We start from the raw sequence: 24,612 nt of genomic DNA on the forward strand, positions 1-24,612 counted from the left end.
TCAGGCTAAAATCGTGTTTCCGGGTGAAATTTCGAGTTTCGGTGTGACGATGTCGAACAGGGGAATGGCTGCGGCGCCGAGGGCCGCTGTCAATTGCCCGGTTTTTCCGCGCATGACGCGCGGCAGTTCGCGCTGCCTGCGGCTGGCTACGGATGTCGGAAGCGACCCCATGCGAACCACGATCTCGTCGATGATCGCATCCGGCAAAGCGCCCCCGAGAATGACGGTCTGCGGGTCGAGAATGTTTTCCAGCATGGCAACCATCGGACCGAAATAGGTGGCTGCGTCCTCTATCCATGCCATGAGGGTCGGATGGCCTTCCGCGTGCAGTCGCTCAAGGTCGGAGAATTCGCTATCGGCGATCCCGACCGCGGCCAGCTGCTGCTTGAGCACATAGACCGAGGCATAGGCTTCAAGACAACCACACTGGCCGCAGGACGGGCACAGCCGCCCTTTCGGCACAACGGTCACGTGACCGATTTCTCCGGCATTGCCAAAGGCGCCGCGATAAGGCGCACCGTCCTGGATGATGCCAAGACCGAGGCCGACACCGAAATAGATCATGCAGAAATTGGAAATCGAGAGACCGGATCCGAACAGCCGTTCGCCGACTGCTGCAGCCGTCGCATCATTCTCCACCACAACGGCATGGCCGCAAGCTTGGCTAAGCGCCTCAGCGGCATCGACACCTGCCCAACCTGAAAGCGTGGTCGGCCCGACGGAAGTCATGCCGTCGATCTCGAAGGGACCAGGCATGACCGCACCGACACCAAGTAATTTGCTACCAAGCGATCCTGCCAACCCAGAGAACTCTCGCGAGAAGGCAGATATGATGGAGCCGGGCGTCGTGTCCTTGAGTGGCGCAATTCGCTGTCCGCGGAGCCGGCCGGCAAAATCGAGTGCGACCGTCACCATATGGTCTGCCGCGATCTCCACACCGATCGTGACACCACCATCCGGATTGACCGCAAACTGGATCGGCGGCTGACCTCGGCCGGAACGCAGCCGGCCGGTCTCCATCAGAAGGCCCTCGCCCATCAGCTCATCGACTATGTTAGCGACAGCCTGCGGCGTCAGTTGCGTAAGTTTGGCGATGTGAGCTCGACCAAGCGAGCCGTGACGACGCACAATATCGAGCACCACCCGGCGATTGTGATCGCGGCTTCGCTCGGGATTTTTCCCGATGGCCACTGGATGAGCGCCGATTGTGTGAATCGTCATTTCTGCAACCTCTTCCGCTTTCAAACCACAGGATCTCCGCCGACGCCACCGCAAATACAATAACTCAAGTAAATTATCTTATTGACAAATCCAGCCGCTCAGGGAAGCTTTACGGCAGCCGGGGCAGTCCCCGCGATACAGGATGACCGGTTGGATCCGTCCGCACAGATGACAACGCATCGGCCGTAACGCGGCCGAATGCTGGGAACAATCAAACCCCGAAAACCGGAAGAACCGGTGGGGTAAATGGAGGCTCACATGCGCAAGTCAGTTCTGCTGGCCGGGCTCGTTGCCGGATTCAGCACTTTCGCGTTCAACGCGGCACAGGCAGTGGAAATCGAATACTGGCAGTATGTTTTCGAGACACGCGTAAAGGCGATGGATCAGCTCATAGCCGACTTCCAGACCAAGAACCCTGACATAACGGTCAAGCAGGTTACCTTCCCCTATGCCGACTACCAGACGCGCGTTATTGCCGCCAACATGGCCGGCAATGGCCCGGATGTGATGCAGCTTTTCTATGGCTGGCTCGACAAGTTCGTGGCCGGCGGCATTCTTCAGCCCCTGCCGGCAGATACGTTCCCGCATGACAAGATCGAGAAGGATTTCTTCCCGATCGTCAGCGCGATGAAGCGCGACGACAACTATTACGGCCTGCCGACCGCCGTGCGCTCGCTCGCAGTCTTCTATAACAAGAAGCTGTTTACCGAAGCCGGTCTTGACCCTAACAAGCCGCCGCAGACACTTGATGAATTCGTTGCCGCGGCCGAGAAGATCGCCAAGCACGATGCAACAGGCAATGTCACCGTTGCCGGTTCAACGCTGGACATGACCGGCCAGGATCACCAGTGGTGGCGCGAAGTGCTGGTCCGTCAGTTCGGTGGAGAACCTTATACCGACAACGATACAAAGGTCGCCTACAACAGCGATGCAGGTGTTCAGGCGCTGAAATTCTACACCAGCTTGCAGACGGAAAAGAAGATCGGCGCGGCTGGCTTTATGGACGAGGGGCAGGCCGCGTTCCGAGCCGGCAAGGCCGGTATGACGATCGACGGCACCTTCCGTCTTGGCGCCTTCTCGACGATCAAGGATTTCGAGTGGGGCGTGACCGAACTGCCGGCCAACAAGGACGGTTTGCGTTCCAACTATGCCAGCTATTTCGCCAATGGCATCGGCGCCAAGACGAGCGGGGAAGAGCTGGAAGCCTCGAAGAAATTCCTCACCTATCTCACCTCGCCGGAAGCGATGGCCATCTGGCTAAAGGTTGTCGGCGAACTGCCGGCCCTGCGCTCGGCGGCCTTGACGGACGCCAACCTCAAGGACCCGATCTACGGACCGTTCCTGAAGGGGCTGGATTACGCTCATACGACGATGTTCAAGGATGAGCTAGGCCAACGCCAGAACGCCATCGACATGGTCAACCGCGTTCTCCTCGAAGGGCAATCGCCCGAGGATTCTCTCAAGCAGGCGGCAGAAGCCGAGCAGGAAATGATCGACGCGGCAATGCCATAAGCGCCGATCAGAGAAAGCGGAGTTGATGATGGATACGGACAATCTGCAGGGGGCGGCGAGCGGCCGCCCCGGCGGGACTGCGGCGGCCATGCCGGCAGCCCCCCTCTCGATGCGCACTAAAAGGCTGCTCTGGGTATGGGGATTTCTGGCAATCCCTGTCCTGTTTTACGCCGTCATCCGCTTTTATCCGACATTTCAGGCCTTCTACCTGTCGATGACCAATTGGGATCTGGTGCGGCCGGCAAAATTTGTTGGCTTTGCCAATTACGTCAAACTGTTCAAGGATCCGCAATTCTGGAAGGTGTTTCGCAACACCTTCACCTATCTCATCATCGGCACGCCACTCAGCCTGCTGATTGCGTTCACAGTCGCGTTCTTCCTCGACCGGGTGCGGTTCATGCACAATTTCATCCGGGCTCTGTATTTTCTGCCTTACCTGACCACCGCCGCGGCCATGGCCTGGGTATGGCGCTGGTTCTACCAGCCTCCACCGATCGGCGTGATCAACGACCTCTTGGCTCTGATCGGCATTCCGCAACAGCCCTTCATCCGATCGACCGACCAGGCGCTGTTCTCCATCATGGTCACGGCGATCTGGGCCGGGCTCGGTTTCCAAGTCATCATCTTCATGGCCGGACTGCGCGCCATTCCGACAACCTTCTACGAAGCAGCCCGGATCGATGGCCTCGGTGAATGGGCGATCCTGCGTAAGATCACCCTGCCGCTTCTGAAACCCACCACCGTTTTCCTCGTGGTCTTTTCCTCGATCGCGTTCCTGCGGATTTTCGATCAGGTCTACAACATGACCACGAACGATCCCGGCGGTCCGCTCGGCTCGACCAAACCGCTGGTGCTGATGATCTACCAGACTGCCTTCGGTTCCTACGCCATGGGTTATGCGGCTGCACAAACGGTCGTGCTCTTCACCATCCTGCTGATCGTGTCGCTACTGCAGCTCTGGATTCTGAGGGAAAAGAAATGACCGATACGCCAGCACTTTCTCACGCCAATATCCGACCGGGGCGGATCATCACCTGGACGCTGCTCTTCATCGGCGGGCTGATCATGATCTCGCCATTGCTGTTCATGTTCTCCACCTCGTTGAAGACCGCCGATCAGGTCTATGACCTCCGGCTGATTCCAGCTGCGCCGACGCTTGCGAACTATATTTCGGTGCTGGCCGATGGCCGGTTCATGCGCTGGTTTCTCAATTCCATGTTTGTGGCCGTCACCGTCACCATTTCCAACTGCTTCTTCGACAGTCTTGTCGGCTACACGCTTGCAAAATTCGAGTTTCGTGGCCGTTATTTCGTCTTCATCGCCATTCTCTCGACGTTGATGATCCCGACCGAGATGCTGGTCATTCCGTGGTACCTGATGTCCAGCCAGCTAGGCTGGCTGGACAGCTATTGGGGCATCATGTTTCCCGGCATGATGACCGCGTTCGGCACGTTCCTGATGAAGCAGTTCTTCGAGACCGTTCCCAATGATTTCATCGAGGCTGCGCGCGTCGACGGCCTCAATGAATTCCAGATCTGGTGGAAAGTGGCGATGCCTCTGGTGACGCCGGCACTCTCGGCGCTTGCCATCTTCACCTTCCTCGGCAACTGGACCGCCTTCTTCTGGCCGTTGATCGTCACCACCAGCAAGGAGCTCTATACTCTGCCGGTCGGCCTCTCGAGCTTCGCCGTCGAACAGTCAATCCAGTGGGAAATGATCATGACGGGTGCTGCGATCGCCACCCTTCCCACCCTCATCGTCTTCCTCGTCCTGCAGCGCTACATCGTCCGCGGTGTGATGCTCGCCGGCCTGAAAGGATAAAGCCATGGCGGACAAAGACCCGCGCCTTTCCGACACCAGCAAGTTTCCCGATCCGGTCTACAAGGAAACGGTACTGCGCCCCCTCTTCGATGGCGCCAAGAACCATCATGTCGACGGCTTTCGTCGCATCGATCGCGCCCATCTGGTGATGCTTGCCGAAACCGGCATCCTTGATCGGGCAATCACAGCGAAGATCGCTGAAGCCCTTATTGCAATAGACAAAGAGGTCGACCCGGCGAAGCTGGTCTATACCGGCGAAGTCGAAGACTTCTTCTTCCTGATCGAGAAGGAGCTTAAAGCGCGCATCGGTGTCGATATCGCCGGCCGCCTGCATACTGCCCGCTCGCGCAACGATATCGACCACACGCTCTTCAAGATCGGCCTGAAAGAGAAGATCGATGTGCTGATGTCGAAGGCAAGGACACTTCTGGCCGCGATGATCGATGCGGCGGACCGGCAGAAATCGACACTTATTGTTGCCTATACCCACGGTCAGCCGGCGCAGCCGACGACGTTCGGACACTATCTTTCCGCCGCAATCGAGGTGCTGATCCGCGATATCGAGCGATTTGCAGACGCACGTCGCATTGTCGATCTGTCGCCTATGGGTGCTGCAGCAATCACCACCTCGGGCTTTCCGATCGACCGGGCGCGGGTAGCGCAACTGCTCGGCTTTTCCGCACCCTTGCGCAATTCCTATTCCTGCATCGCGGCGGTGGACTACACGACATCGACCTATTCGGCGATCGAGCTGATGTTCCTGCATCTCGGCCGTCTCATTCAGGACTTCCAGTTCTGGACGAGCTTCGAGGTCGGCCAGATCTACGTGCCGAACGCACTGGTGCAGATTTCCTCGATCATGCCGCAAAAGCGCAATCCGGTCCCGATCGAGCATCTGCGGCACCTGGCTAGCCAGACCTTCGGTCGCGCCCGAACCGTACTCGACGTGATGCATAACACGCCATTCACCGACATGAACGACAGCGAGGGCGAGACCCAGGGCATGGGCTACGAAGCCTTCGCCTCCGCCGCCCGCGTGCTCGACCTTCTAGCCGCACTGATCGCCCAGATCAGTATCGACCCGGAGCGGGTGGACCAGAACATCCGCCGATCCTGTATTACCATCACCGAACTTGCCGACTCTCTGGTTCGCATCGAAGGCCTGTCCTTCCGTGAGGCACATGAAATCGCCGCAGCCACGGCCAAAAGCGTCGTCGCGGCGAAGGGCAGTCTGGTGGAGGATGGCTACGCTCCGTTCACGGCAGCCTTCGAACATTCGACTGGCCGTAAGCCATCCCTCTCCCCCGGTAAATTCGAAGAAATCGTCTCGCCAGAGCATTTCGTCGCCGTTCGCAACCGCTTCGGCGGCCCGGCGCCCGAGCCGATGCAGGCAGCGCTTGCCGCCTATCGCGAGCGCCTGTTGTCCTTCGAGACGGAGGCGAAACAGATCGAGCGTGACGAGGCCGCCGCTGCCGCCGAACTTGAAGAGAAATTCGCCGCTCTGATGGGAGACCGCTGATGTCGACGATTGAACTGACAAAACTGATCAAGCGCTACGGCAAGGTCGAAGCAGTCAAGGGCATAGACCTTGTCATCGCCGATGGCGAATTTGTCGTCTTCGTCGGACCGTCCGGCTGCGGCAAGTCGACGACGCTCAGAATGATTGCCGGGCTTGAGGAAATCTCCCACGGCACGCTGAAGATCGGCGACGAAGTGGTCAACGAGCGCGAGCCGAAGCAGCGCAACATCGCCATGGTCTTCCAGAATTACGCGATCTATCCGCATATGACGGTGCGCCAGAATATCGGCTTCGGCCTTTACACATCCAAGCTCGACAAGGCCGAGAAGAACCGGCGGATCGAGGAGGCTGGGCGCATTCTGGGGCTGGAGGCCCTGCTCGATCGCCGCCCTGCGGCACTCTCAGGCGGCCAGCGACAGCGCGTCGCGATCGGCCGCGCATTGGTGCGCAATCCATCGGCTTTTCTCTTCGATGAGCCGCTTTCCAACCTCGATGCGCAGCTCCGCTCGCAGATGCGCATCGAGATAAAGCGTCTGCATCAGCGGCTGAAAACAACCACTGTCTACGTGACCCACGACCAGGTCGAGGCAATGACAATGGCCGACCGGATCGTGGTGATGAGAGACGGACATATCCTGCAGGTCGGCACGCCCACAGAGCTTTACGAGAGCCCGGTCGACGTGTTTACCGCCCGCTTCATCGGCAGTCCGTCGATGAACCTGCTGCCGAGCAGCAAGGGTTCCGCAATGGCCTCAGCAGCAACGGAACGCGACATCCTTATCGGCGTTCGCCCGCATGACCTTATCGCCCGCGCGACAGCATCGGACGAGAAGACGGACCTTAATTTGACGGGAACGGTTACCGCAGTCGAGCCGCTCGGTCCCGAGACGCTGGTTCATCTGGACATCGATGGCACGGCAGTCATCGCAACGGCAAAGGACAAGTTCATGCCGGCGGTGGGCAGCACCCTCACCTGCACGGCCGCACGCGGTAGCCTTTACCTCTTCGACGCCAAGACAGAGAAACTCCTGAGCCGCTCATGATGACCGATACAGACAAGCGGTCCGCGGTGTTGAGCATCGGGCGGATCTATTGCGACCTCATCTTCACCGGTCTCGAGGAGCTTCCAGTGCTCGGGCGCGAGCTCTTTGCCGACGACATGAGGATAGCAGCCGGTGGTGGCGCCTTCATTTCGGCCGCCCATCTCGCTAATGCCGGACGTAAGGCCGCGCTCGTGGCGAGGCTTGGAACCGACGCGCTTTCTTCCGATGCAGGCAGACAAATCCAGGCAAGTGGTGTGGATCTGCGTTTTGTCGAACATTCCGCTGACGCGGGTCCACAGGTGACGGTGGCAGCTGTCATTGACGAGGAACGGGCGTTTCTAACCCGTCGGGCGGGCACAGCCATGCCTTCAACACTGGATGAAGCCCTGAACTGGCCTGAAGCGAAGCACCTGCACATCGCCGAATACGCAACGCTGCATGAAATCCCTGCACTTGTCCGTTTGGCAAAAGACAGAGGCCTCAGCGTCTCGCTCGATCCGAGCTGGGACGCTGCGCTGATCTATGACAAGAGCCTGCTTCAGGCCTGCACCGGTGTCGATCTTTTTCTGCCCAACCTAGAAGAGGCGGAAGCCATCACGGGCTCGGCCTCTCCGGAAAAAGCAATGCTCATGCTCTCCGCCACTTTTCCACACGTCGCCCTGAAGGGTGGCGCGCAAGGGGCATGGAGCATATCGGACGGCGTGATACTTCATGCGGAGGCCGAAGCGGTACCTGTGGTGGACACAACCGGCGCCGGCGATGCATTCAACGCCGGGTTTATTCATGCATGGCTGGACGGCAAACCTCTGCTCTCCTGCCTGACAGCCGGCATCCAATCGGGGAGCCTTGCAGTGCAATCGGCAGGCGGCTTCGACATGTCGCTCGGCGAGCCGTAGCGACGAAGTGCACATCGTAGCCATCTCAGGCGCATGCTACAAAGTTACTGTTGGAGAGGTACGCTACAGGAGGAAAAAATGGGTGTTCGAGTCAAGGATATCATGACGCGGAACGTGGTCACGGTCCCGCCGGACGCTACGTTGAAGGAGATCGCGGGGCTTCTCGTGAAGCACTCCGTCAGCTCTGTCCCGGTCTGCGACGAAGCTGGACGGGTTGTCGGCATCATCAGCGAACGTGATCTTCTGCGCCCCTTTGGCAAGACTATCGCCCAGCGCCTGGACTGGTGGATTTCGGCCCTCTCAGTTCGAAACGCTGATCGGTGTCGACCAGCATCGTGCAGCCCTTTTGATGACACACCCGGTGAGGACGACCGAAGAAGAGACCGAACTCAGCGAGCTCGCCGAAATAATGTCGCAGCATGATATCAAACGCCTACCGGTCCTTCGTGACCAACGCCTCGTCGGCATTGTAAGCCGCGCAGACGTGGTCAGAGCGATTGCAGGCCTTGATGCTGTGTAAGCCAGCGATATTCAGCAGTCATTTTGGCGGACGGTCTGCCTAACCGCTCAGCGAAACGCACTCAGCCGCTTGATCTCATCGACCAGACGCTGCGGATGATAAGGTTGATCCAGCGGTCCCTGTTCGCAGAGATCGCCGGCGACCTGCGCAGTTTTAATCAGAGATTGCGTCAGAATGATCTCGATATTTAGGTGTCTTGAACGGATATAGGTAGAAAGATCGAAGCCGGTCCCATCCTGCATCTGGGTATCGGAAACAACGACATCGACCTCGTAATGTCCGATCGCGATTTTCGCATCGTCAAAACCAGTCGCCTCGATGACGCTATAGCCGCATTCACGCAGATATTTCGCGATAATCGAGCGCTGCAGGGCATCGCTGCTCGCAACCAGGATCGTCTCGACTTCGTCAGCCTGCATTTCGGTCTGCCTCCATCAGCTTAATCAGAGTATCACCCACATTCCAAAGTGGCTTTACCACCATGAGTTCAAACAAATGCGGGTCTATCGGCCGATCGCCACGATCTTCCGACATGATCACTATTTTCATTTCAGAGTGTGCTGATCGCACATAACGCGCCAAATCCAGCCCGTCTGCCTGTCCCGGCATATCGATGTCGGTCACAAGAAGATCAAAGGTCACTCTGTAGCGCAGCAGTTCCATAGCCTCGTCAGCGGAAGATACTTCCACGACTTCCCAGCCCAGCCGCCGCATGCTGTCGGCGGCATCAAGGCGAAGGAGAAATTCATCTTCGGCAATGAGAACGCGTGTAACATCTTTCACCGCCCCCACTGGCCCGGAAAAAAAAGCAGGTAACATTCCGCCTAGCCCTCACATTCAGGTATCAGAATTCCCGAAACCATCTTTGGTTCCTAAACTTCGCGACCGCGACTATCGCGGGAATGACGTTGCCCCTGCAGTGAGCCGGGACGTGGATCAGTAGGGCACGATCATCGGCCGCCCGGTTAACGGATCCGGCATGACCAAAGCTTTCAGCCCGAAAGCAGCTTGCAGATTGTCCGGCGTGATGACAACTTCCGGAGTGCCTTCCGCCACCAATCCATTCCCACCGAAAAGAACAAGATGGTCGGAAAACCGCACGGCCAGATTAAGATCATGGAGAACGGTGACAACGGTCGTTCCATGATCGCGATTACGTTTTTGCAACAGGGAAAGGACTTCCAGCTGATGCGTAAGGTCAAGCCAGGTCGTTGGCTCGTCGAGCAGGAGATAAGGCGTGTTCTGTGCCAGCACGAGCGCGATCCATGCCCGTTGGCGCTGGCCGCCGGACAATTCGTCGATAGGCCGCTCGGCAAGATCGCTCAGCCCGACCTGTTCCAGTGCCTGCGCGCAGATCGCGGCGTCCTCCTCGCTCCATGGCGCAAGCAGCCCGCGCCAGGGTGTGCGGCCGCGTCTGACAAGATCCGAGACGGTAATACCTTCCGGCGCCTTGGGCGATTGCGGCAGGATGGACAGACGGCGCGCCAGTGTACGTGTATCGATCTTGCCGATATCGTGTCCTGAAAGACGCACATGACCGGAAGCCGGAGCAATAAGCCGCGCGAGGGCCTTGAGAAAGGTCGACTTGCCGCAACCGTTGGGTCCGAGGATGGACGTCACCCGCTGATCGGGCACCGCAATCGAAAGCTCACGGATAACCACCCGCTCGCGATAACCAAGGGTGAGGGATGTGGTGGTCAGCCCGTTTCCGGTCATAGTTCTCCTGCCTCCACTTCTTTCCAGAGGAGCCACAGCAGATATGGCGCCCCCATTATTCCGGTCATGACGCCGACGGGCAATTGCAGTCCGGGAATTGCCGAACGTGAGATGACCTCCGCAAGAACTGTGATCGTTGCCCCCGCGATGGCTGCCGCCGTGAGGCGCGAAGCCGGATGTCTGACACCGGCAATCCGCATGCCGAGCGGTCCGGCCATCATCGCGACGAATGGCACAGGCCCCGCAACTGCGACACCAACAGCAGCAAGCAGAACGCCAGTGCAGATGAGCCCGTATCGGGCTCGCTCGACATGCGCACCAAGACCTGCGGCGAGTTCATCGCCAAGCTCAAGAAGCGCCATGGCCCGAACCTGCAATGCGAGCACCACAAAGAGCAGCGCCCCCAGCCCGAATACCTGCAGGACATGACCCCAATTGCGTGCCGTCAGAGAACCGGCGAGCCAGCGCTGCGCATCAGCGGCCTCCTGAGGCGGCATCCGAAGCACCAAGAAACTGCTCACCGCCGACGCGAAGAAACCGATGCCGATACCGACCAGGATCAATGTCAGCGGCGACTGCCTGCCACTTCGGTGAAACGCCAGTCCAGCAACCAGCAGAGCCGCGACAAGCCCTCCCATTGCAGCAAGGATGGGCAAGGGAATGAGCAGTCCGAAGGCAACACCCGCAACCACGGCACAGCCTGCCCCGGACATGAAGCCCATCACATCCGGGGCTGCCAGTGGATTGCGCAGCAGGATCTGGAAAATCGCTCCCGACACGCCCAGCACCGCCCCGGCTCCAACGGCTGTCAAGGTGGAGGGACCGCGCAATACTCTCAGCGTCAGCGAACCCGGTCCGGTTCCGGTCATCAACCCGCGCAGAAGCTCGGCCGGTGTTATCATGATCTGTCCGACCATCAGCGACAGAAGAATGGCAACAGCCAGAAGGCCGCCGAGCAGCAACCATCCTCCCACGACCTTTCTCGCGGAACCTTCGTCACTCATGTCAGTGCTCCGGGTCTAAGGCGGCGTACGACAAAGATGAACACAGGTGCCCCGACGAGTGCGGTCATAATCCCCACGCGAATTTCTGCGGGCGCAACCACGAGCCGACCGGCTGTATCCGCGAGCATCATCATCGATCCTCCAAGAACCGCAGACACGGCAAGCTCGTGACGCAGCACGTGTCGCCCGATACGCCTGGCCAATGGAGGCACGACCAGGCCGACAAAGCCAATTGGCCCGGCCACGGCCACCGCAGCTCCAGTCATCAGCATGATTGCCAAAAGCGCGCAAAGCTGCACGGCGCCCGGCTTGGTTCCAAGACCGCGCGCCAGAGAGGAACCGAGGGCAAGCGCTTCGATGCGTGGTGCGATGATCACGGCTATGGCAGCACCCAGAACAAGCGCGACGAACATCGCTTCGAGCGGACGGGTATTCGCCTGCGCGAGCGAACCGGTAACCCAGAAGCGAAAAATCTCGAGTGTCTCGTTGCGGGAAAGAATGATCGCCGACACGAGAGAAAGCAGCAGCGCGTTGATCGCGACGCCCGCCAGCGTCAAGCGCACGGGACTGCCTGCGCCGCTTCGAGCGCCACCGACAAGGAATACGGCGACAGAGGCAATCGCGGCTCCCGGAAAGGCAAGAGCTGCCATCATGCCGCTGTCGGCATAACCGGTCAGCAGCGCCCCGACAACGACCGCGAATGCGGCACCGGCATTGACACCGAGCAGGCCGGGATCAGCCAGCGGATTGCGTGTTACGGCCTGCATCACCGTGCCCGCCATTCCGAGACCTGCACCGGCGATAAGACCGGCAACAAGGCGAGGCACACGAACGGAGCGGATCACGGCATGCGTGGGATCGTTGGCGTCGAAAGCAAAAAACGCATTCCAGAGATCGGAAATCCCGGCATCACGAACTCCCACGACCAGCGTCAATGCCATCGCAATGAACAACAGGAGCGCAAGCCCGACAACAGCCTTCAAGGCGTCAGCCCCGCCGCAGTACTTGAGGCAACCGGCGTTTTCGCGTCGCCATCGAGCGCCAGAACTATATCATCCTGCAAGCCATCGAGAGCATAGGGCAAAGAGAGGATGCTGCCGAAGCTCAACGCCGCGGCCATCACTTCACCGGCAAAGACCTCGCGCCCCTCAATATGAGCACGAAGGCTCTTGCGCAGCGGCAGTGCTTGAATATCGGGCACCGTGTCCGTGGTAGACACCCAGATCAGCAGGTCCGCATCAAGCGGCGACAAATCCTCAGGCGACAGGCGCGCATAGAAACCCTGCGTTTCGGAAAGCGACTGGATCTTCTGTGTCGGCTTGAAACCGAGCTCGGCCAGGAACGTCGCGCGGGTATCGGAACCGATGAAGGCTCCGGTCTCTCCACCAAAATTATAGGCGCATACCGCGGTCATTCCACTCCATTCAGGATGCGCGGCACGCACCGTCTGAAATTTCGCGTCAACCTCCGCAATGCGTTGTTCGGCAAGGTCCGTTTTACCTACGGCCTTGCCAACCATCCGGGTCAGTTCATCCCAGGTCGTACCATAAGCTGGCCTGCCCTTCGGCTGCATCAGCACGGGCGCGATCTGCGACAGGACATCATATTCGTCCTTAGATATGCCGGCCCCGACAGCAACAATCAGATCGGGCTGCAGGCTAGCCACCACTTCCATCGAGACTTCGCCGGAAATCAGCTGGGGCTTGGCATCACCGAGATGGGATTGCGCCCATGGCCATACACCGTAAGGCTGATTGCCGAACCACTGCCGGATGCCGACAGGCACGACATCAAGCGCCAGAAGCGCATCGTGGACGTTGTATCCCAAGGATACCACCCGTTCCGCCGGCTTCGCCAGAACGGTCTCGCCATAAACATGTTCGAAACGCAGTTCCTCGCCTGCGGCATAGGCCGTACGGGCAGACAGGACGAACGGCGTCACACCGGCGCCCACAGCAACCGCTCCAGATACGCCTGCGGCCATGCGCCTCAAGAATTCACGGCGTTTCATGTCGTTGCCGGCATACCGCTCGGCTTCGCCAGAACCGACCTTTCGCATCGCTCTTCCTATCATCATCTGCCGCGACGTGATCGTTTCCCTTGGCAGCAACACCAAAATCGCATCGCAAAAATAAAGGCATCCCTCGACTGCGCCGAGGAATGCCTGAACTTGAGCGGATTTACCAGGTATATTTCAACGTCGCCAAAACCTTGCGGCGATCGCCATAGAAGGCCGACATGCTGGAAGTGTCTACGTGTGTGACATATTCCTTGTCGAACAGGTTCGTCGCGTTGATCGAAAGCGTCACGTCGTCCTTCACCTTGTAGCGGATGGCAGCATCGAACAGTGTGCGTGATGCCAATGCGATGGTGTTTGCATCGTCGGCGTAAGTCGGGCCGAGGTAACGCATGCCGAGAGCAAGGCTCAAGTCACCGAGAATACCGTTTCCAGGGACCGTATAGTCAGCCCAGAGAGAGACCATGTTCTTTGGAACGCGCGCCGGCCGCTTTCCGACATTCGCAGCAACAAGATCCTCCTCAATTTCTGCATCCCAATAGGAGTAACCAGCCGTCAAGTTTAGAGTATCAGAAAGAGCGACCTTACCCTCTAATTCCAGACCGCGGACGTTTATCTTGCCGATCTGATACTGGAAATAAGTTGGCGCGGAGCCATACTGGAGGACATTCTTTTGAGTCAAATCAAACAGCGCAGCCGTAAAGAGTATGTCGGTGCCCAGCGGCTGGTATTTTGCACCAATCTCGTACTGGGTTCCTTCCTGTGCTTTGGCCTCGCCCACCAGCGTAGAACGGCTCGCGCCGATCGGCTGGAAAGATTCCACGTAGCTACCATAGAACGAGAGCTCATCCGTCGCCTTGAATGTCAGTCCCGCCCGTGGGGTGAAGGCTTCGTCAACAGCACTGTCGCTGCCTGAATCAGTATCGGCATGATCGTAACGCCCACCGAGGGTGAGTATCCAACGCTTGTCGAACGTCAACTCCTCCTGAAGATAGATGCTCTTCGTCGCCTGAGTGCCTTCGGTTATTGACGCAGGATAGAATCCGATACTGCCCGCCCCAGAATAGACCGGATCAAATGGATCGATCGCCGGCAGTACGCCATCAAGACGACGCTCCCGAAGCTTGTGATGCTCATAACTTACACCGAGGAGAGTGCGGCTATCAAAAAGACCGAAGCTCGCGTCATATTGGAGCTGGTTATCTATATCGAAGCGCTTGGCTTCTCCATAAACACCGAGCGCGCCGCGATCTGCCGCAGGATCGGCTGAGGTCGCGTAAACGCCTTCATAAGTCAGATCGAGATTGGTGTAGCGGGCATTCTGCCGGAACTCCAAACCATTTCCGAGATTCTGGCGAAAGTCATAACCGATGTTTCGCTCAATCGTGTCCATATTGTCGAAATCCGGTTCACCCAGATAGGTTTCCGAATCGATTTCGTCTCTCAGGCTATAGGGAATGCTGTGAGATGTGCTGCCATTCCGCTTGTTGTAGCTGGTCAGCAGCGTGAAGTCCGTATCAGCAGAAGGACTGAAGGTCAGCGCCGGGGCAATATAAACTCTGTCATCCTGGCTGTAATCAATACCCTGCTTCGCGTCCTGCCACTTGGCGGTCAGACGATAGGACCAGACTCCATCCGGGTCGATCGGACCACCAAAATCTGTACCCGTTTCGATGTGATCCTCGCCGAAGGTCGTGTAGACCTCACCAAACTTGTAGTCTTGCGGCCGCTTGCTGATGGCGTTGACGATGCCGCCGGGCTGCGAGATGCCAAAGAGCGTCGAGTTTGCGCCCTTCAAAACCTCCATCCGCTGCATCCCATACGGCTCCATGCGACTGCCCGTAAAATTGATACTACGTACCGGCAATCCATCGAGGAATGTGCTCTGCCCAGTCGAATAGAACCCGCGGATCAGATAGTGATCATATCGGTTGTCTGATCCATAGACGTCGGTCAGCACGCCCGGCGTATAGGAAAGCGCTTCATCGAGCGTCTTCACGCCACGCTCCTCAAGTTCCTTCTCAGTGACGACCGAAACGGCTGCCGCTGAATCGAGGATCGGCGTGTCGGTCTTCGAACTCGTGCGCGAGCTTTTTGCAACGATCGTCGAATCGGGCCCGACCGGCGAACCATCGCCCTGCAGGATAATCGGCTTCAACATCGTGCCGGCATCGGTCTCTTCGGCATTCTGAGCAAGAGCTTGCAGCGGCAGAACAATGGCGCAGCTGGACAAAAGCACGAGAAAACGACCGCGATTGCCGGTCTTTTTTGCGAAAGCATTGAAAACGGTAGAGCCAGACATAAAGTGCTCCTTCAGCATACGCGAGCAAAATCAGAGGCTTCGCGGCATCAAACGCAAAGCCAAAAAATATGATTGATAAAATCAGGAATTATCGGTCACCATAAAGTGAGTCAATGCGCGAAGACTTACACCGGCAGCGTATCAACAATATCTGCGGCCGATATGCCACAGGCTGATCGATCAGCCTTCGCCGGAAGACACGTCCGGCGTTTTCAGATAGCTGAGGACCGCATCCGAAATCATCTGCTTGTGGCGCGCCATCAACCCCTCCTCGGAAAGATCGCGCCTGAAAATCGCGCCGAACGTGTAGCGATTGGAGACACGGAAGAAACAGAAGGCGCTGATCAGCATGTGAACATCGATTGCATCCGTGCGGCGCAGGAAAACACCATCTCGCCCGCCCCTGTCGATGATTTTTTCCAACATCTCGATGATTGATATGTTCAGATCGAGAAGCGTTTCCGACCTGCGCATATGAGCGGCGCAATTGATGTTCTCGCTGCTGACGAGGCGGATGAAATCGGGATGCGCTTCGTCATAGTCAAACGTTTCGGAAATGAGCACGCGCAATGCATCTTCGGCTGAAAGATCATCAAGCTGAAGATCCGCCTCCAGCGTTCTGATCTGTCTGTAGGAACGTTCCAACACAGCGAGGTAGAGATCTTCCTTGCCGCCGAAGTAATAATAGATCATCCGCTTGGACGTGCGCGTCCTCTCGGCGATCGCATCGATGCGGCCACCGGCCAAACCATGTGTCGCGAACTCTTCGGTCGCAGCATCGAGAATGTCCGCCTTCGTTCGTTCGGGATCATTTTTTCGGCGCTGTTGCGGTCTGGCAGACATGGAAACGTAACTCCGGAGCTCCACCGGCCGGAGCGAATTCATACCCGTCTCGTACTCCGCTTGAAACGGTCATTCAACACTGCCCTCTTGCAAGTCCTGCATCATCTGATCTATCAGGGGCCGAACAGGGGTGCTCCGTATTGCCGGGGTTGAGATTCGGTCGTCATGACCGTGGACCCTTAAGCTGATCTGGATAATGCCAGCGGAGCGAGGTATAAGATGTTTTCCGGCGCGCAGATTTCCCTTTACCCGATGTCCGACGATTTCGTCGACGTCATCCTCGGTGCCTTGTCCGCGCTTGATCCCTATCGGGATCAGTTGAGGATCGAAACCGACGATATTTCGACGCTTCTTGTCGGTACGCCCGATATTGTCATGGCCGCGATGCGCGATCTCTTCGTTGCCGCCGCGAAATCCGGCAAGCATTGCGTCATGCACGCGACGCTGTCGCGCGGCTGCCCCGGCGAGCCGGACGATCCGATCTGCCATGTTCCCGAGATGACCGGGCCGCTCGCCCCGCTGGATGAGCGCAAGGCGCAGGCATTGACTGCCGTCTCCTCCATCCCGCTTGCCGGACAGCCGACTGCCGCGCAATTTTCTCTCTACACACTCGGCATCGGCCAGCACATGGACGAGATCTATGGCTGCATCGATTTCATCAAGTCGTCAGGCGTGTTCGACAAGTCGAAAAACTTCTGCACGAAACTGCGTGGCGATGCCGCTCCGGTTTTTGCAACCATGGGAGAGGCCTTCGTTCGTTTCGGGCCACCGCAGGGCCATGTGACGATTGATCTGACCGTTTCAGCCAACAGCCCGAGCGCCATCTAACGCCCTTACGGACAAGCCGATGTCGTCGAGCACTTCGCCCATGCGCGGACCTATGCTCCGCACCCATGCCTTCCGGGCCTTGCCGGCTCTCGTTGCCGCGAGCTGTATGCTGTTCGCATGGGAGATCTATTGCCGCTCCTCAGGCATTTCTGAGACGACGCTGCCCGCACCATCCCAGGTGCTTCTTCAGGCATGGCTCAATCGCGACGCCCTGTGGGCCAATACCGTGCCAACGCTGCGTGCCACCCTGCTGGGCTTCTCGCTATCGCTGGTTCTCGCGTTCCTACTATCAATGGCGATCGATTTCTCCACCCTAATGCGGCGGGCGCTTTTTCCGATCTTCATCGCCAGCCAGACTTTGCCGCTGGTGGCAATCGCACCGCTGGTCGTGCTGTGGTTCGGTTTCGGCCTTTTGCCGAAAATCCTGCTCGTGGCGCTCGTCACCTTCTTTCCGATGCTGGTCGCCTTGGCCGAAGGGTATGCCGCCACCGAAAACGAAGTCGAAGACCTGCTTGTCTCGATGGGCGCATCCCGCTGGAAGCGCTTCCTGCTTGCCCGCCTGCCCTCAGCGCTCCCCTATTTCTTCGCCGGATTGCGCATCTCGATTACCTATGCCGTCGTCGCGGCCATCTTCGCTGAATATGCGGGAGCGGCGAAAGGCCTCGGCATCTACATGCTCAATGCGAAGAACAATTTCCGGCCGGACCTCGTGCTCGCCGCCGTGCTGGTCAGTTCGCTGCTGACACTGCTTCTGTTCAGCGCCACCTGGGCCGTGCAGCGGCTGGCCGCACCGTGGATCGACAGTGGAGCGGGGCGACGCCCATGACCGAACCGCTGCTTTGCCTCGACAAGGTTTCGCTGAGCTACGGTGATATCGATGTGCTGCACGATATCTCGCTGGATGTCATGCCCGGCGAATTCGTCTCGATCCTCGGGCCTTCGGGGGCGGGAAAATCGACCATATTCAAGCTTCTCACCGGCGCGGCGAATGCCGACAGCGGCGAGATCCGCTTTGCCGGCAAGCCGCTTCTGCCGACAGATCGACCATTCGCCTTCATGCCACAACGCGATGCACTCATGCCCTGGCGGCGGATCATCGACAACACGATGCTTGGCCTCGAAGTTCAGGGAATGCCGCGAAAAGAGGCGCGAAAGCGTGTCGCGCCATTGTTTGAGGAATTCGGCCTCGGCGGCTTCGAGCAGCATTACCCGCAAGCGCTCTCCGGCGGCATGCGCCAGCGCGCGGCACTGCTGCGCACCGTCGTTCAGGAAAAGCCGGTCCTGCTGCTCGATGAGCCGTTCGGGGCGCTGGATGCGCTCACCCGCAACCAGATGCAGATCTGGCTCGAGGCTATGTGGCTCAGACATCGCTGGACGATCATCCTGATTACCCATGATGTACGGGAGGCCGTGATGCTTTCCGACAGGATCCACCTGCTGTCGCCGCGCCCTGCACGCGTTGAGCAGACGATCGCGGTTCCCCTGCCGCGTGCACGCTTCAGCCACTCCACGGCCCGTGCCGAGGCTGCAACCATCGAAACGTCGATACTCGATTTTCTTCTCTCTCCCCAGATCAATGATCAGGAAGGACACTTGCCATGAGCCAATTACTGCTGAGCCGCCGCGCCACGCTCGCGGCACTCGCCACCCTCGCCCTGCCGGCGCTGCCTGCCCGGTCCCAGGCCGCGTCAAAGGTTACGGTCGCCCTCGACTGGACCCCGAACACCAATCACGTCGGCCTTTTCATCGCCCGCGATAAAGGCTTCTACAAGGACGAGGCTATCAACGTCGAAATCCTCCCCTACACGGACAGCTCGGCCGGAACGCTGGTTGCCAATCACGTGGCCGACTTCGGCATTCTCGGCTCGATCGCCCTTCTTACCCAACGCACGGCGGGTGCCGACCTCGTCGGCACCTATGCCATCGTGCAGACCGAAACGGGCCGCCTGGTGCTCAAGGGAGGCCGTTCCGACATCACCCGCCCGAAGGATCTCGATGGCAAGACCTATGGCGGTTTCGGCTCCGCCTGGGAAAATGCGCTGATATCCTCGATCATCCGCCATGACGGCGGCAAGGGGGAATTCGAGACGATCACTCTCGGCACGTCCGCCTATCAAGCCCTAGAAAACGGCGCCGTCGATTTCACGCTGGAAGTCTATACCTGGGAAGGCGTAAAGGCTGAACTCGAAGGCTTGAAGCAGGGCGCGTTCCGTTATGCCGATTATGGCGTGCCGGACGAGCACACGACCCTGATCGGCTCCAGCCGCAAATTCCTGGACGGCAACCCCAAGGAGGCTGCAGCCTTCCTTCAGGCGACCCGCAAGGGCTATCAGTTCGCCATCGAAAATCCGGACGAGGCGACCGACCTGCTGATTTCGGCCAACAAGGATGCATTGACCGATCGCGCCCTGATCCGCGCGTCGCTCAAGGCGCTGATCGACGGCAAATATCTGCAAAGCGCCGAGGGCGTGATCGGCACGATCGATCCTTCGAAATTCGAAGCGATCGGCGCTTACGCCTATCAGGCCGGCATCCTTAAGGCCGCCGGCGGCAAGCCTCTCGAAGCAAAACCGGATTTTAAGGGCTATTACGCCAACGACTTTCTGAAATGACACCGAAGTGTCGAGGGTGCCGGCTGACCGGCGCCCTTGATCCACGCCCTTGGCCGCCAGCCTTCCGGCAGACAGGATATGGCATCAGATGATGCCCCAGGCACGAAACCGTCCTCGTCCCGTCAGCTCTCTCAGATGCAATTCCGAAGCGATCTTCAGCGCGCCTTGCGGCGTCACCGAAAGAGACTTTGCGATCATGCCCGAAGACACCATCGGTCGGGATAACACGAGGTCGACAAGTTGCGGCAGTTTCGATGACTGACGTCGTCCGGCGATCCGGTGCTGCATCTGCTGCTGCGCCAGCACAAGGCGGTCATGTTCCTTCAAGCCTGTCAGGCTGGCTTCGGTGATCGCCTCGAGAAAGGCCAGAATACGAACCTCCTGCCTGGGACTTGTCCTCAGTTCTCGCCCGACCTGTTTCAGCCCCAGATTGAAAGCCGCCAGATGCGCCGTTGTGACACCCTCCTTCCTCAGAAGCGATGCGGCCAGCAACCGACCCAGCCATGGAGCGTGCTGCAACACCTGCAACTGGTTCCAGGCATCCAGCAAAAGCACGGCCCTGAGGACCGGCGGCAGGTTCGCACTTCTTTCGACCACATCCTGCCATTCGGCAAGCCGCTCATCCTCGTCCCAATCCGGCTCATAAAGAAGTGCAGCCCGTTCCTTCGGGTAAGTCGGCTCGGATGGCCTCATGACCTGCAACAGTGCGGCCTCGCTTCGAGCGACGACTGCGTCGATCTCCGCCAGATAGTGCGCCAGCGGATCCTCTTCATCCCGCAGCTCGGCGGGTTTGGTTTCGAGCGGGCTCTCGATCGGAATGGCAGGCTGAAGCTCTGCCGCCTTTCCCCGCAATTGGCTGAGCCCTTCCCGGCTCAGAGCCCAACCGGGCTCGTTTTCGATAATGCGCCGTCTGGTGCGCAGGATATCGTACGCAATCGTCAGCTCATGCGTCGGTGCGCGAATGCCCATCGCCGCATCGTGCAACACCAGATCTTCCAGATGTACAAGCTCGCCATCGATCCAGAGCGACGCGACCGAATCGACGAAATGCGAACGTTCGATCCAACCTTGCCCTACCGTCGATCGAAAGACACGTTCATCAAGACGCGTGATCGCGGCAGTCGCCCGGCAGACCGGCTCCATCAGCCGATGCAACGGCAGATCTGCGAAATTGTAGCGCATGCTATTTACCGATCCCAGAATCGTTATGATCATCATAGCGAATGAAGCGTGCTGTAAGAACAATCCTGTCGGGAAACCGGATGCCGGCTGTCTCGCCCCGCCCACACCCGGCCCTCTCACCACTCAGTGATTGAACTATGACATCGGCCTAACGTGATAGACGCGCGGTTATCAAGGCGTTATCACCTCCATAACCCGTGCCACGCGAACCATGATCACGGCACGATCCGAAGGAGGAATACCATGGATATGTCGTCTCCTCGTCTGACCGAGCTTGCCCATGGCGGCGGTTGCGGCTGCAAGCTTGCGCCCGCCGTCCTGCAGAAATTGCTGGCAGGCCAGCCGGCCGCGCAGCCGTTTGCACAACTTCTGGTCGGAAACGAGATGTCAGACGACGCCGCTGTCTGGCAGATCGACGACAATACATGCGTGATCGCCACCACAGACTTCTTCATGCCGATGGTGGACGACCCCTACGATTTTGGCCGCATCGCCGCCACCAACGCCATTTCCGATGTCTATGCCATGGGCGGCAAGCCGATCATGGCGCTTGCGATCCTGGGTATGCCGATCAACAAGCTGGAGCCGGAGAAGATCTCGAAAATCCTCGAAGGTGGCGCATCGATCTGCGCTGAAGCCGGTATCCCGGTTGCGGGCGGTCATTCCATCGACAGCGTCGAGCCGATCTATGGTCTTGCCGTGATCGGCATCTGTCACTCCAGTCAAGTGCGCCGCAATGGCGGAGCAAAGGCCGGCGACAAGCTCATCCTCACCAAGGGCATCGGCATTGGCATCTATTCCTCTGCTATCAAGAAGAATGCTCTGCCGAAAAAGGCGTATGACGAGATGATCGCCTCGACGACACTGCTCAACAAGGTCGGCACAACGCTTGCCGCCGATATTGACGTTCACGCCATCACCGACGTTACCGGCTTTGGCATTCTCGGCCACGGTTTGGAAATGGCGCGTGCCTCCGGGTTGACCTTGCGGCTGAACCTTGCCGACATCCCGTTTCTGGCGAAGGCCGAGGAACTGGCGCAACAGGGCTTCATTACCGGGGCGTCCGTCCGCAACTGGGCGAGCTATGGCGATGCGATTACGCTGCCGGAAAATATGCCCGAATGGCAGAGGATGTTGCTCGCAGATCCGCAAACCTCTGGCGGCCTGCTGGTTGCCGTTGCTGCCGATAAGGCGGATGCGATGGTAAAGCAGGCGCGGGATGCGGGTTATCCGCTGGCAACCATTGTCGGCACGGTCGAAGACGGCGCAGCCGGGATCGTCGTCAACGGCTGATCGACTTCGTCTGATCCGGTCATCCAACCGGATTATCCAAGGGAACTCGCCTTTGTGCACATGCGTTGTGGGCGATGGAAGGAGTTCCCATGATGCCCGTCTTTCACGCCAGATTTCTGACCTCTCTTGCCGTCTCTGCCATGATGATGGCAGTTGTTCCGGTGGCAGCCCAAACGCAAAATAGCGGCTCTCCGCCTTCCGCCCAGAGCCTTGAAGGCAAAGGCGACTGCAATTCAGCCAATAAGGCCGAAGCGGCAACCGCGCCGGATCGCCGGAGTGCCGATGGCACCGCGCCCGGAAATATAGGTTCGACCGGCTGGACCGGCGGCACAGGTGGCGCCCATATGGGAACCAATCCCCAAGGCGCGCTGCCCGAATCCAGAACCTGGCAGCCACCAACTGCGCGCGGTCTTGATCTCGCCATGGCAGTACCCAGCGAGCAGCCCGCAGTCGGTGCGGCAGAGGCCAGACAGGGTTGCTGATTTCCGAGGGAACCGCTCAAAAAAGCTTGAAAACTACAATTCCTGTTTCGCCGACTGCTGCAAAGGCGTAAGTCCAAGCGACATTATATCGCAATTTGAGCCGCGCATTGTACGTACTGAAACCGTTATGGGTCAGCGTGATGCGCAGTCGACAGGAGTTGGACCCAGTATGTTGAACCGTCGCCGTTTTCTCAGCCAGGCCGCAACAGCCTCTCTTGCCGCCGCTTTCGTTTCCCGCGGCGCAAACCCGGTTTTCGCTGCCGACAAAGCGGCTGATATCGCCGCATGGCGCACATTCGAGGTAACGACCAAGGTAGACCTCACGGACACGACAGGCCCGGCAAAGCTGTGGCTGCCTGTTGCCCAGTCGGCTGGCGAATACCAGAAGGCATCTGCGCCGCACTGGACGTCCGATTCGAAGCAGATCGCAATCAAGAAGGATGCCATATCAGGCGCTGATATTCTTTCTGTCGAGTGGCAGGCTGACGGAAAACGAAGCATCGAATTCACCCAGATGGTCCAGACACGCAATCGCATCGCCGACGGCGTTGCGGTATCACAGGCCGAACTTGATGCCGCTCTCGTCGCCACGCCGAGCGCGCCGATCGACGGCATCGTCAAGGATACGGCGATGAAGATCATCGGCGCCCGTGAGAAAGACGAGGACAAGGCCCGCGCAATCTATGACTGGGTTGTCGAGAACACCTTCCGCGACGCCAATGTCGCCGGCTGCGGCGTCGGTAATGTGAAGGACATGCTGGAAAGCGGTTATTTCGGCGGTAAGTGCGCCGACATCAACAGCCTGTACACGGCGCTTGCCCGTGCCGCTGGCCTTCCTGCCCGTGACGTCTTTGGTGTTCGCGTGGCGACATCGGAACAATTCAAGGCACTCGGCCGCGCCGGCGACATTACCGGTGCACAGCACTGTCGCGCCGAAGTCTATCTTGAAGGCCAGGGCTGGGTTCCGGTCGACCCGGCAGACGTCCGCAAGGTTGTGCTGGAGGAGAAATTGCCACTCGACAACGATGCCGTCCAGGCTTTCCGCCAGAAGGCTTTCGGCAACTGGGAAATGAACTGGATTGGTTACAACACAGCCCGTGACATCACCCTGCCTGGCAACGAAATCCGCCAGAATTTCTTCATGTATCCCGCAGCCTTCACGTCGCGCGGCGAAGTGGATTGCCTGAGCCCGAAGACATTCGCCTATTCGATTTCCTCCAAGGAAATCACGGGCTGATACTGGTCGTTTGATCCCATAAAAAGCTGCCTTTGCGGGTGGTTTTTTATGGGAGGGGTATGCTGCGATCAGTGCGGTTTGATTTCCTCGATCAATAGCCGAAGCCCATCTTCATTGAAAAACTCGCCATCTCGGATCAACGACCGGTCCTCTTCCAGCTTACGCCCCAGTGAAGCCAGACGCGCCTTGGCCTCCGGATCTTCTACAAGCCCCTCACGACCGGCACGGTAGAACACGGCGCCGGACCAGTTGACACCAGCGCCCCTAAAAAGGTTCGTCATGTCGGGCCAGCGCAACTCGTCGCCCACCACATGCAGATATGCGGAGCGCAGCAGTTCCACCTTGGTTTCCCTGATCGAGACCAGAATGAAGAGCATGGTGAAAGAGCCGGTCTCGGCATAGGTGTCGATCACCCAGTCGTCGAAATCGCTATCGGCGGGAGGACTACTCATGACTTTCTCCTGATGGCGGAAGAGAATGGGAGTCGAACCCACCCAAGACAGCGTCGCTGCCCCACCCGGATTTGAAGTCCGGACGCCCCACCGGGGACGATTCTCTTCCATT

At 58.7% G+C, this 24,612-nt stretch carries 26 protein-coding genes and 1 tRNA gene; 15 read left to right on the plus strand and 12 right to left on the minus strand.

Annotated features, from left to right (window positions below):
• Entirely contained in the window at nucleotides 1-1,221 is a 1,221-nt protein-coding gene (locus MRBLMR1_RS20655) for an ROK family transcriptional regulator (protein ID WP_206828620.1), read from the minus strand.
• Between the two features lie 246 nt (nucleotides 1,222-1,467).
• Here MRBLMR1_RS20655 and MRBLMR1_RS20660 point away from each other — a divergent pair, with 246 nt between their 5' ends.
• The 8 genes from MRBLMR1_RS20660 to MRBLMR1_RS20695 all read left to right on the plus strand — a co-directional run bounded on the left by MRBLMR1_RS20660 (nucleotide 1,468) and on the right by MRBLMR1_RS20695 (nucleotide 8,532).
• The gene (locus MRBLMR1_RS20660; protein WP_500065982.1) at nucleotides 1,468-2,733 is read left to right on the plus strand and encodes a sugar ABC transporter substrate-binding protein; all 1,266 of its coding nucleotides are present in this window, start codon (nucleotides 1,468-1,470) and stop codon (nucleotides 2,731-2,733) included.
• A 28-nt stretch (nucleotides 2,734-2,761) separates the two neighbouring features.
• Nucleotides 2,762-3,715 carry a carbohydrate ABC transporter permease gene (locus MRBLMR1_RS20665; protein WP_500065984.1) on the plus strand — a complete coding sequence of 318 codons (954 nt, stop codon included), beginning with the start codon at nucleotides 2,762-2,764 and terminating at the stop codon, nucleotides 3,713-3,715.
• Entirely contained in the window at nucleotides 3,712-4,554 is an 843-nt protein-coding gene (locus MRBLMR1_RS20670) for a carbohydrate ABC transporter permease (RefSeq protein ID WP_206828616.1), read from the plus strand. Before MRBLMR1_RS20665 ends, MRBLMR1_RS20670 begins: the two co-directional genes overlap by 4 nt.
• Nucleotides 4,555-4,558: 4 nt before the next feature.
• Nucleotides 4,559-6,073, plus strand: a complete 1,515-nt coding sequence (gene argH / locus MRBLMR1_RS20675; RefSeq protein WP_148145044.1) for an argininosuccinate lyase — start codon at nucleotides 4,559-4,561, stop codon at nucleotides 6,071-6,073.
• A complete protein-coding gene (locus tag MRBLMR1_RS20680) occupies nucleotides 6,073-7,116 on the plus strand; it encodes an ABC transporter ATP-binding protein (protein ID WP_500065987.1) in 1,044 nt (347 codons plus the stop codon). The genes argH and MRBLMR1_RS20680 overlap by 1 nt, the downstream gene beginning before the upstream one ends.
• Entirely contained in the window at nucleotides 7,113-8,012 is a 900-nt protein-coding gene (locus tag MRBLMR1_RS20685) for a carbohydrate kinase family protein (protein WP_148145046.1), read from the plus strand. Before MRBLMR1_RS20680 ends, MRBLMR1_RS20685 begins: the two co-directional genes overlap by 4 nt.
• 102 nt (nucleotides 8,013-8,114) lie before the next feature.
• Entirely contained in the window at nucleotides 8,115-8,435 is a 321-nt protein-coding gene (locus MRBLMR1_RS20690; RefSeq protein WP_500066310.1) for a CBS domain-containing protein, read from the plus strand.
• Nucleotides 8,362-8,532 (plus strand): CBS domain-containing protein, encoded by a 171-nt coding sequence (locus MRBLMR1_RS20695; RefSeq protein ID WP_500065989.1) that lies wholly within the window; start codon nucleotides 8,362-8,364, stop codon nucleotides 8,530-8,532. The genes MRBLMR1_RS20690 and MRBLMR1_RS20695 overlap by 74 nt, the downstream gene beginning before the upstream one ends.
• 47 nt (nucleotides 8,533-8,579) lie before the next feature.
• Here the strand turns inward: MRBLMR1_RS20695 and MRBLMR1_RS20700 are convergent, their stop codons facing one another.
• From MRBLMR1_RS20700 to MRBLMR1_RS20735, 8 genes are all read right to left on the minus strand, one after another.
• On the minus strand, nucleotides 8,580-8,951 hold the full coding sequence (locus MRBLMR1_RS20700) for a response regulator (RefSeq protein ID WP_148145048.1): 372 nt from the start codon (nucleotides 8,949-8,951) through the stop codon (nucleotides 8,580-8,582).
• Nucleotides 8,941-9,351 (minus strand): response regulator, encoded by a 411-nt coding sequence (locus MRBLMR1_RS20705; RefSeq protein WP_148145049.1) that lies wholly within the window; start codon nucleotides 9,349-9,351, stop codon nucleotides 8,941-8,943. The genes MRBLMR1_RS20700 and MRBLMR1_RS20705 overlap by 11 nt, the downstream gene beginning before the upstream one ends.
• Before the next feature lie 117 nt (nucleotides 9,352-9,468).
• Nucleotides 9,469-10,248, minus strand: coding sequence for an ABC transporter ATP-binding protein (locus tag MRBLMR1_RS20710; protein ID WP_404945627.1), 780 nt, complete (start codon nucleotides 10,246-10,248; stop codon nucleotides 9,469-9,471).
• Nucleotides 10,245-11,252 (minus strand): FecCD family ABC transporter permease, encoded by a 1,008-nt coding sequence (locus tag MRBLMR1_RS20715; RefSeq protein WP_148145051.1) that lies wholly within the window; start codon nucleotides 11,250-11,252, stop codon nucleotides 10,245-10,247. Before MRBLMR1_RS20715 ends, MRBLMR1_RS20710 begins: the two co-directional genes overlap by 4 nt.
• Nucleotides 11,249-12,235, minus strand: a complete 987-nt coding sequence (locus MRBLMR1_RS20720; RefSeq protein WP_148145052.1) for a FecCD family ABC transporter permease — start codon at nucleotides 12,233-12,235, stop codon at nucleotides 11,249-11,251. The genes MRBLMR1_RS20715 and MRBLMR1_RS20720 overlap by 4 nt, the downstream gene beginning before the upstream one ends.
• On the minus strand, nucleotides 12,232-13,311 hold the full coding sequence (locus MRBLMR1_RS20725) for an iron-siderophore ABC transporter substrate-binding protein (protein ID WP_500065993.1): 1,080 nt from the start codon (nucleotides 13,309-13,311) through the stop codon (nucleotides 12,232-12,234). The genes MRBLMR1_RS20720 and MRBLMR1_RS20725 overlap by 4 nt, the downstream gene beginning before the upstream one ends.
• A 121-nt stretch (nucleotides 13,312-13,432) precedes the next feature.
• A complete protein-coding gene (locus tag MRBLMR1_RS20730) occupies nucleotides 13,433-15,571 on the minus strand; it encodes a TonB-dependent siderophore receptor (RefSeq protein WP_500065995.1) in 2,139 nt (712 codons plus the stop codon).
• A 180-nt stretch (nucleotides 15,572-15,751) separates the two neighbouring features.
• Entirely contained in the window at nucleotides 15,752-16,414 is a 663-nt protein-coding gene (locus MRBLMR1_RS20735; RefSeq protein ID WP_148145053.1) for a TetR family transcriptional regulator, read from the minus strand.
• Nucleotides 16,415-16,633: 219 nt separating this feature from the next.
• Between MRBLMR1_RS20735 and MRBLMR1_RS20740 the strand changes: the two genes are divergently transcribed.
• The 4 genes from MRBLMR1_RS20740 to MRBLMR1_RS20755 are packed head-to-tail and all read left to right on the plus strand — an operon-like array spanning nucleotide 16,634 to nucleotide 19,854.
• Nucleotides 16,634-17,242 carry a YkoF family thiamine/hydroxymethylpyrimidine-binding protein gene (locus tag MRBLMR1_RS20740; RefSeq protein WP_148145054.1) on the plus strand — a complete coding sequence of 203 codons (609 nt, stop codon included), beginning with the start codon at nucleotides 16,634-16,636 and terminating at the stop codon, nucleotides 17,240-17,242.
• Between the two features lie 19 nt (nucleotides 17,243-17,261).
• The gene (locus MRBLMR1_RS20745) at nucleotides 17,262-18,068 is read left to right on the plus strand and encodes an ABC transporter permease (protein ID WP_148145055.1); all 807 of its coding nucleotides are present in this window, start codon (nucleotides 17,262-17,264) and stop codon (nucleotides 18,066-18,068) included.
• Entirely contained in the window at nucleotides 18,065-18,844 is a 780-nt protein-coding gene (locus tag MRBLMR1_RS20750) for an ABC transporter ATP-binding protein (protein ID WP_148145056.1), read from the plus strand. The genes MRBLMR1_RS20745 and MRBLMR1_RS20750 overlap by 4 nt, the downstream gene beginning before the upstream one ends.
• Nucleotides 18,841-19,854, plus strand: a complete 1,014-nt coding sequence (locus MRBLMR1_RS20755; protein WP_500065999.1) for an ABC transporter substrate-binding protein — start codon at nucleotides 18,841-18,843, stop codon at nucleotides 19,852-19,854. The genes MRBLMR1_RS20750 and MRBLMR1_RS20755 overlap by 4 nt, the downstream gene beginning before the upstream one ends.
• Before the next feature lie 84 nt (nucleotides 19,855-19,938).
• On the opposite strand, the gene MRBLMR1_RS20760 is transcribed toward MRBLMR1_RS20755, so the two are convergent.
• Nucleotides 19,939-21,036, minus strand: coding sequence for an RHE_PE00001 family protein (locus MRBLMR1_RS20760; RefSeq protein ID WP_148145058.1), 1,098 nt, complete (start codon nucleotides 21,034-21,036; stop codon nucleotides 19,939-19,941).
• A gap of 243 nt (nucleotides 21,037-21,279) precedes the next feature.
• On the opposite strand from MRBLMR1_RS20760, the gene selD reads away from it, so the two are divergent.
• The 3 genes from selD (at nucleotide 21,280) to MRBLMR1_RS20775 (ending at nucleotide 24,048) form a co-directional block, all read left to right on the plus strand.
• Nucleotides 21,280-22,329: a selenide, water dikinase SelD gene (selD, locus tag MRBLMR1_RS20765; RefSeq protein ID WP_500066001.1), complete on the plus strand. Its 1,050-nt coding sequence runs from the start codon at nucleotides 21,280-21,282 to the stop codon at nucleotides 22,327-22,329.
• 89 nt (nucleotides 22,330-22,418) lie between these two features.
• Complete coding sequence (locus MRBLMR1_RS20770) at nucleotides 22,419-22,811, plus strand: hypothetical protein (protein ID WP_286195034.1); 393 nt, start codon at nucleotides 22,419-22,421, stop codon at nucleotides 22,809-22,811.
• A 169-nt stretch (nucleotides 22,812-22,980) separates the two neighbouring features.
• Nucleotides 22,981-24,048 carry a transglutaminase-like domain-containing protein gene (locus MRBLMR1_RS20775; RefSeq protein ID WP_148145060.1) on the plus strand — a complete coding sequence of 356 codons (1,068 nt, stop codon included), beginning with the start codon at nucleotides 22,981-22,983 and terminating at the stop codon, nucleotides 24,046-24,048.
• Nucleotides 24,049-24,116: 68 nt separating this feature from the next.
• Here the strand turns inward: MRBLMR1_RS20775 and MRBLMR1_RS20780 are convergent, their stop codons facing one another.
• Nucleotides 24,117-24,500 carry a hypothetical protein gene (locus MRBLMR1_RS20780; protein WP_148145061.1) on the minus strand — a complete coding sequence of 128 codons (384 nt, stop codon included), beginning with the start codon at nucleotides 24,498-24,500 and terminating at the stop codon, nucleotides 24,117-24,119.
• Nucleotides 24,501-24,513: 13 nt separating this feature from the next.
• Nucleotides 24,514-24,609: transfer RNA gene (locus tag MRBLMR1_RS20785), tRNA-Sec, on the minus strand.
• Nucleotides 24,610-24,612: the final 3 nt, after the last annotated feature.

Source organism: Neorhizobium sp. LMR1-1-1.1 (assembly GCF_040675795.1).
GTDB classification, from domain to species: Bacteria; Pseudomonadota; Alphaproteobacteria; order Rhizobiales; family Rhizobiaceae; genus Neorhizobium; species Neorhizobium cellulosilyticum.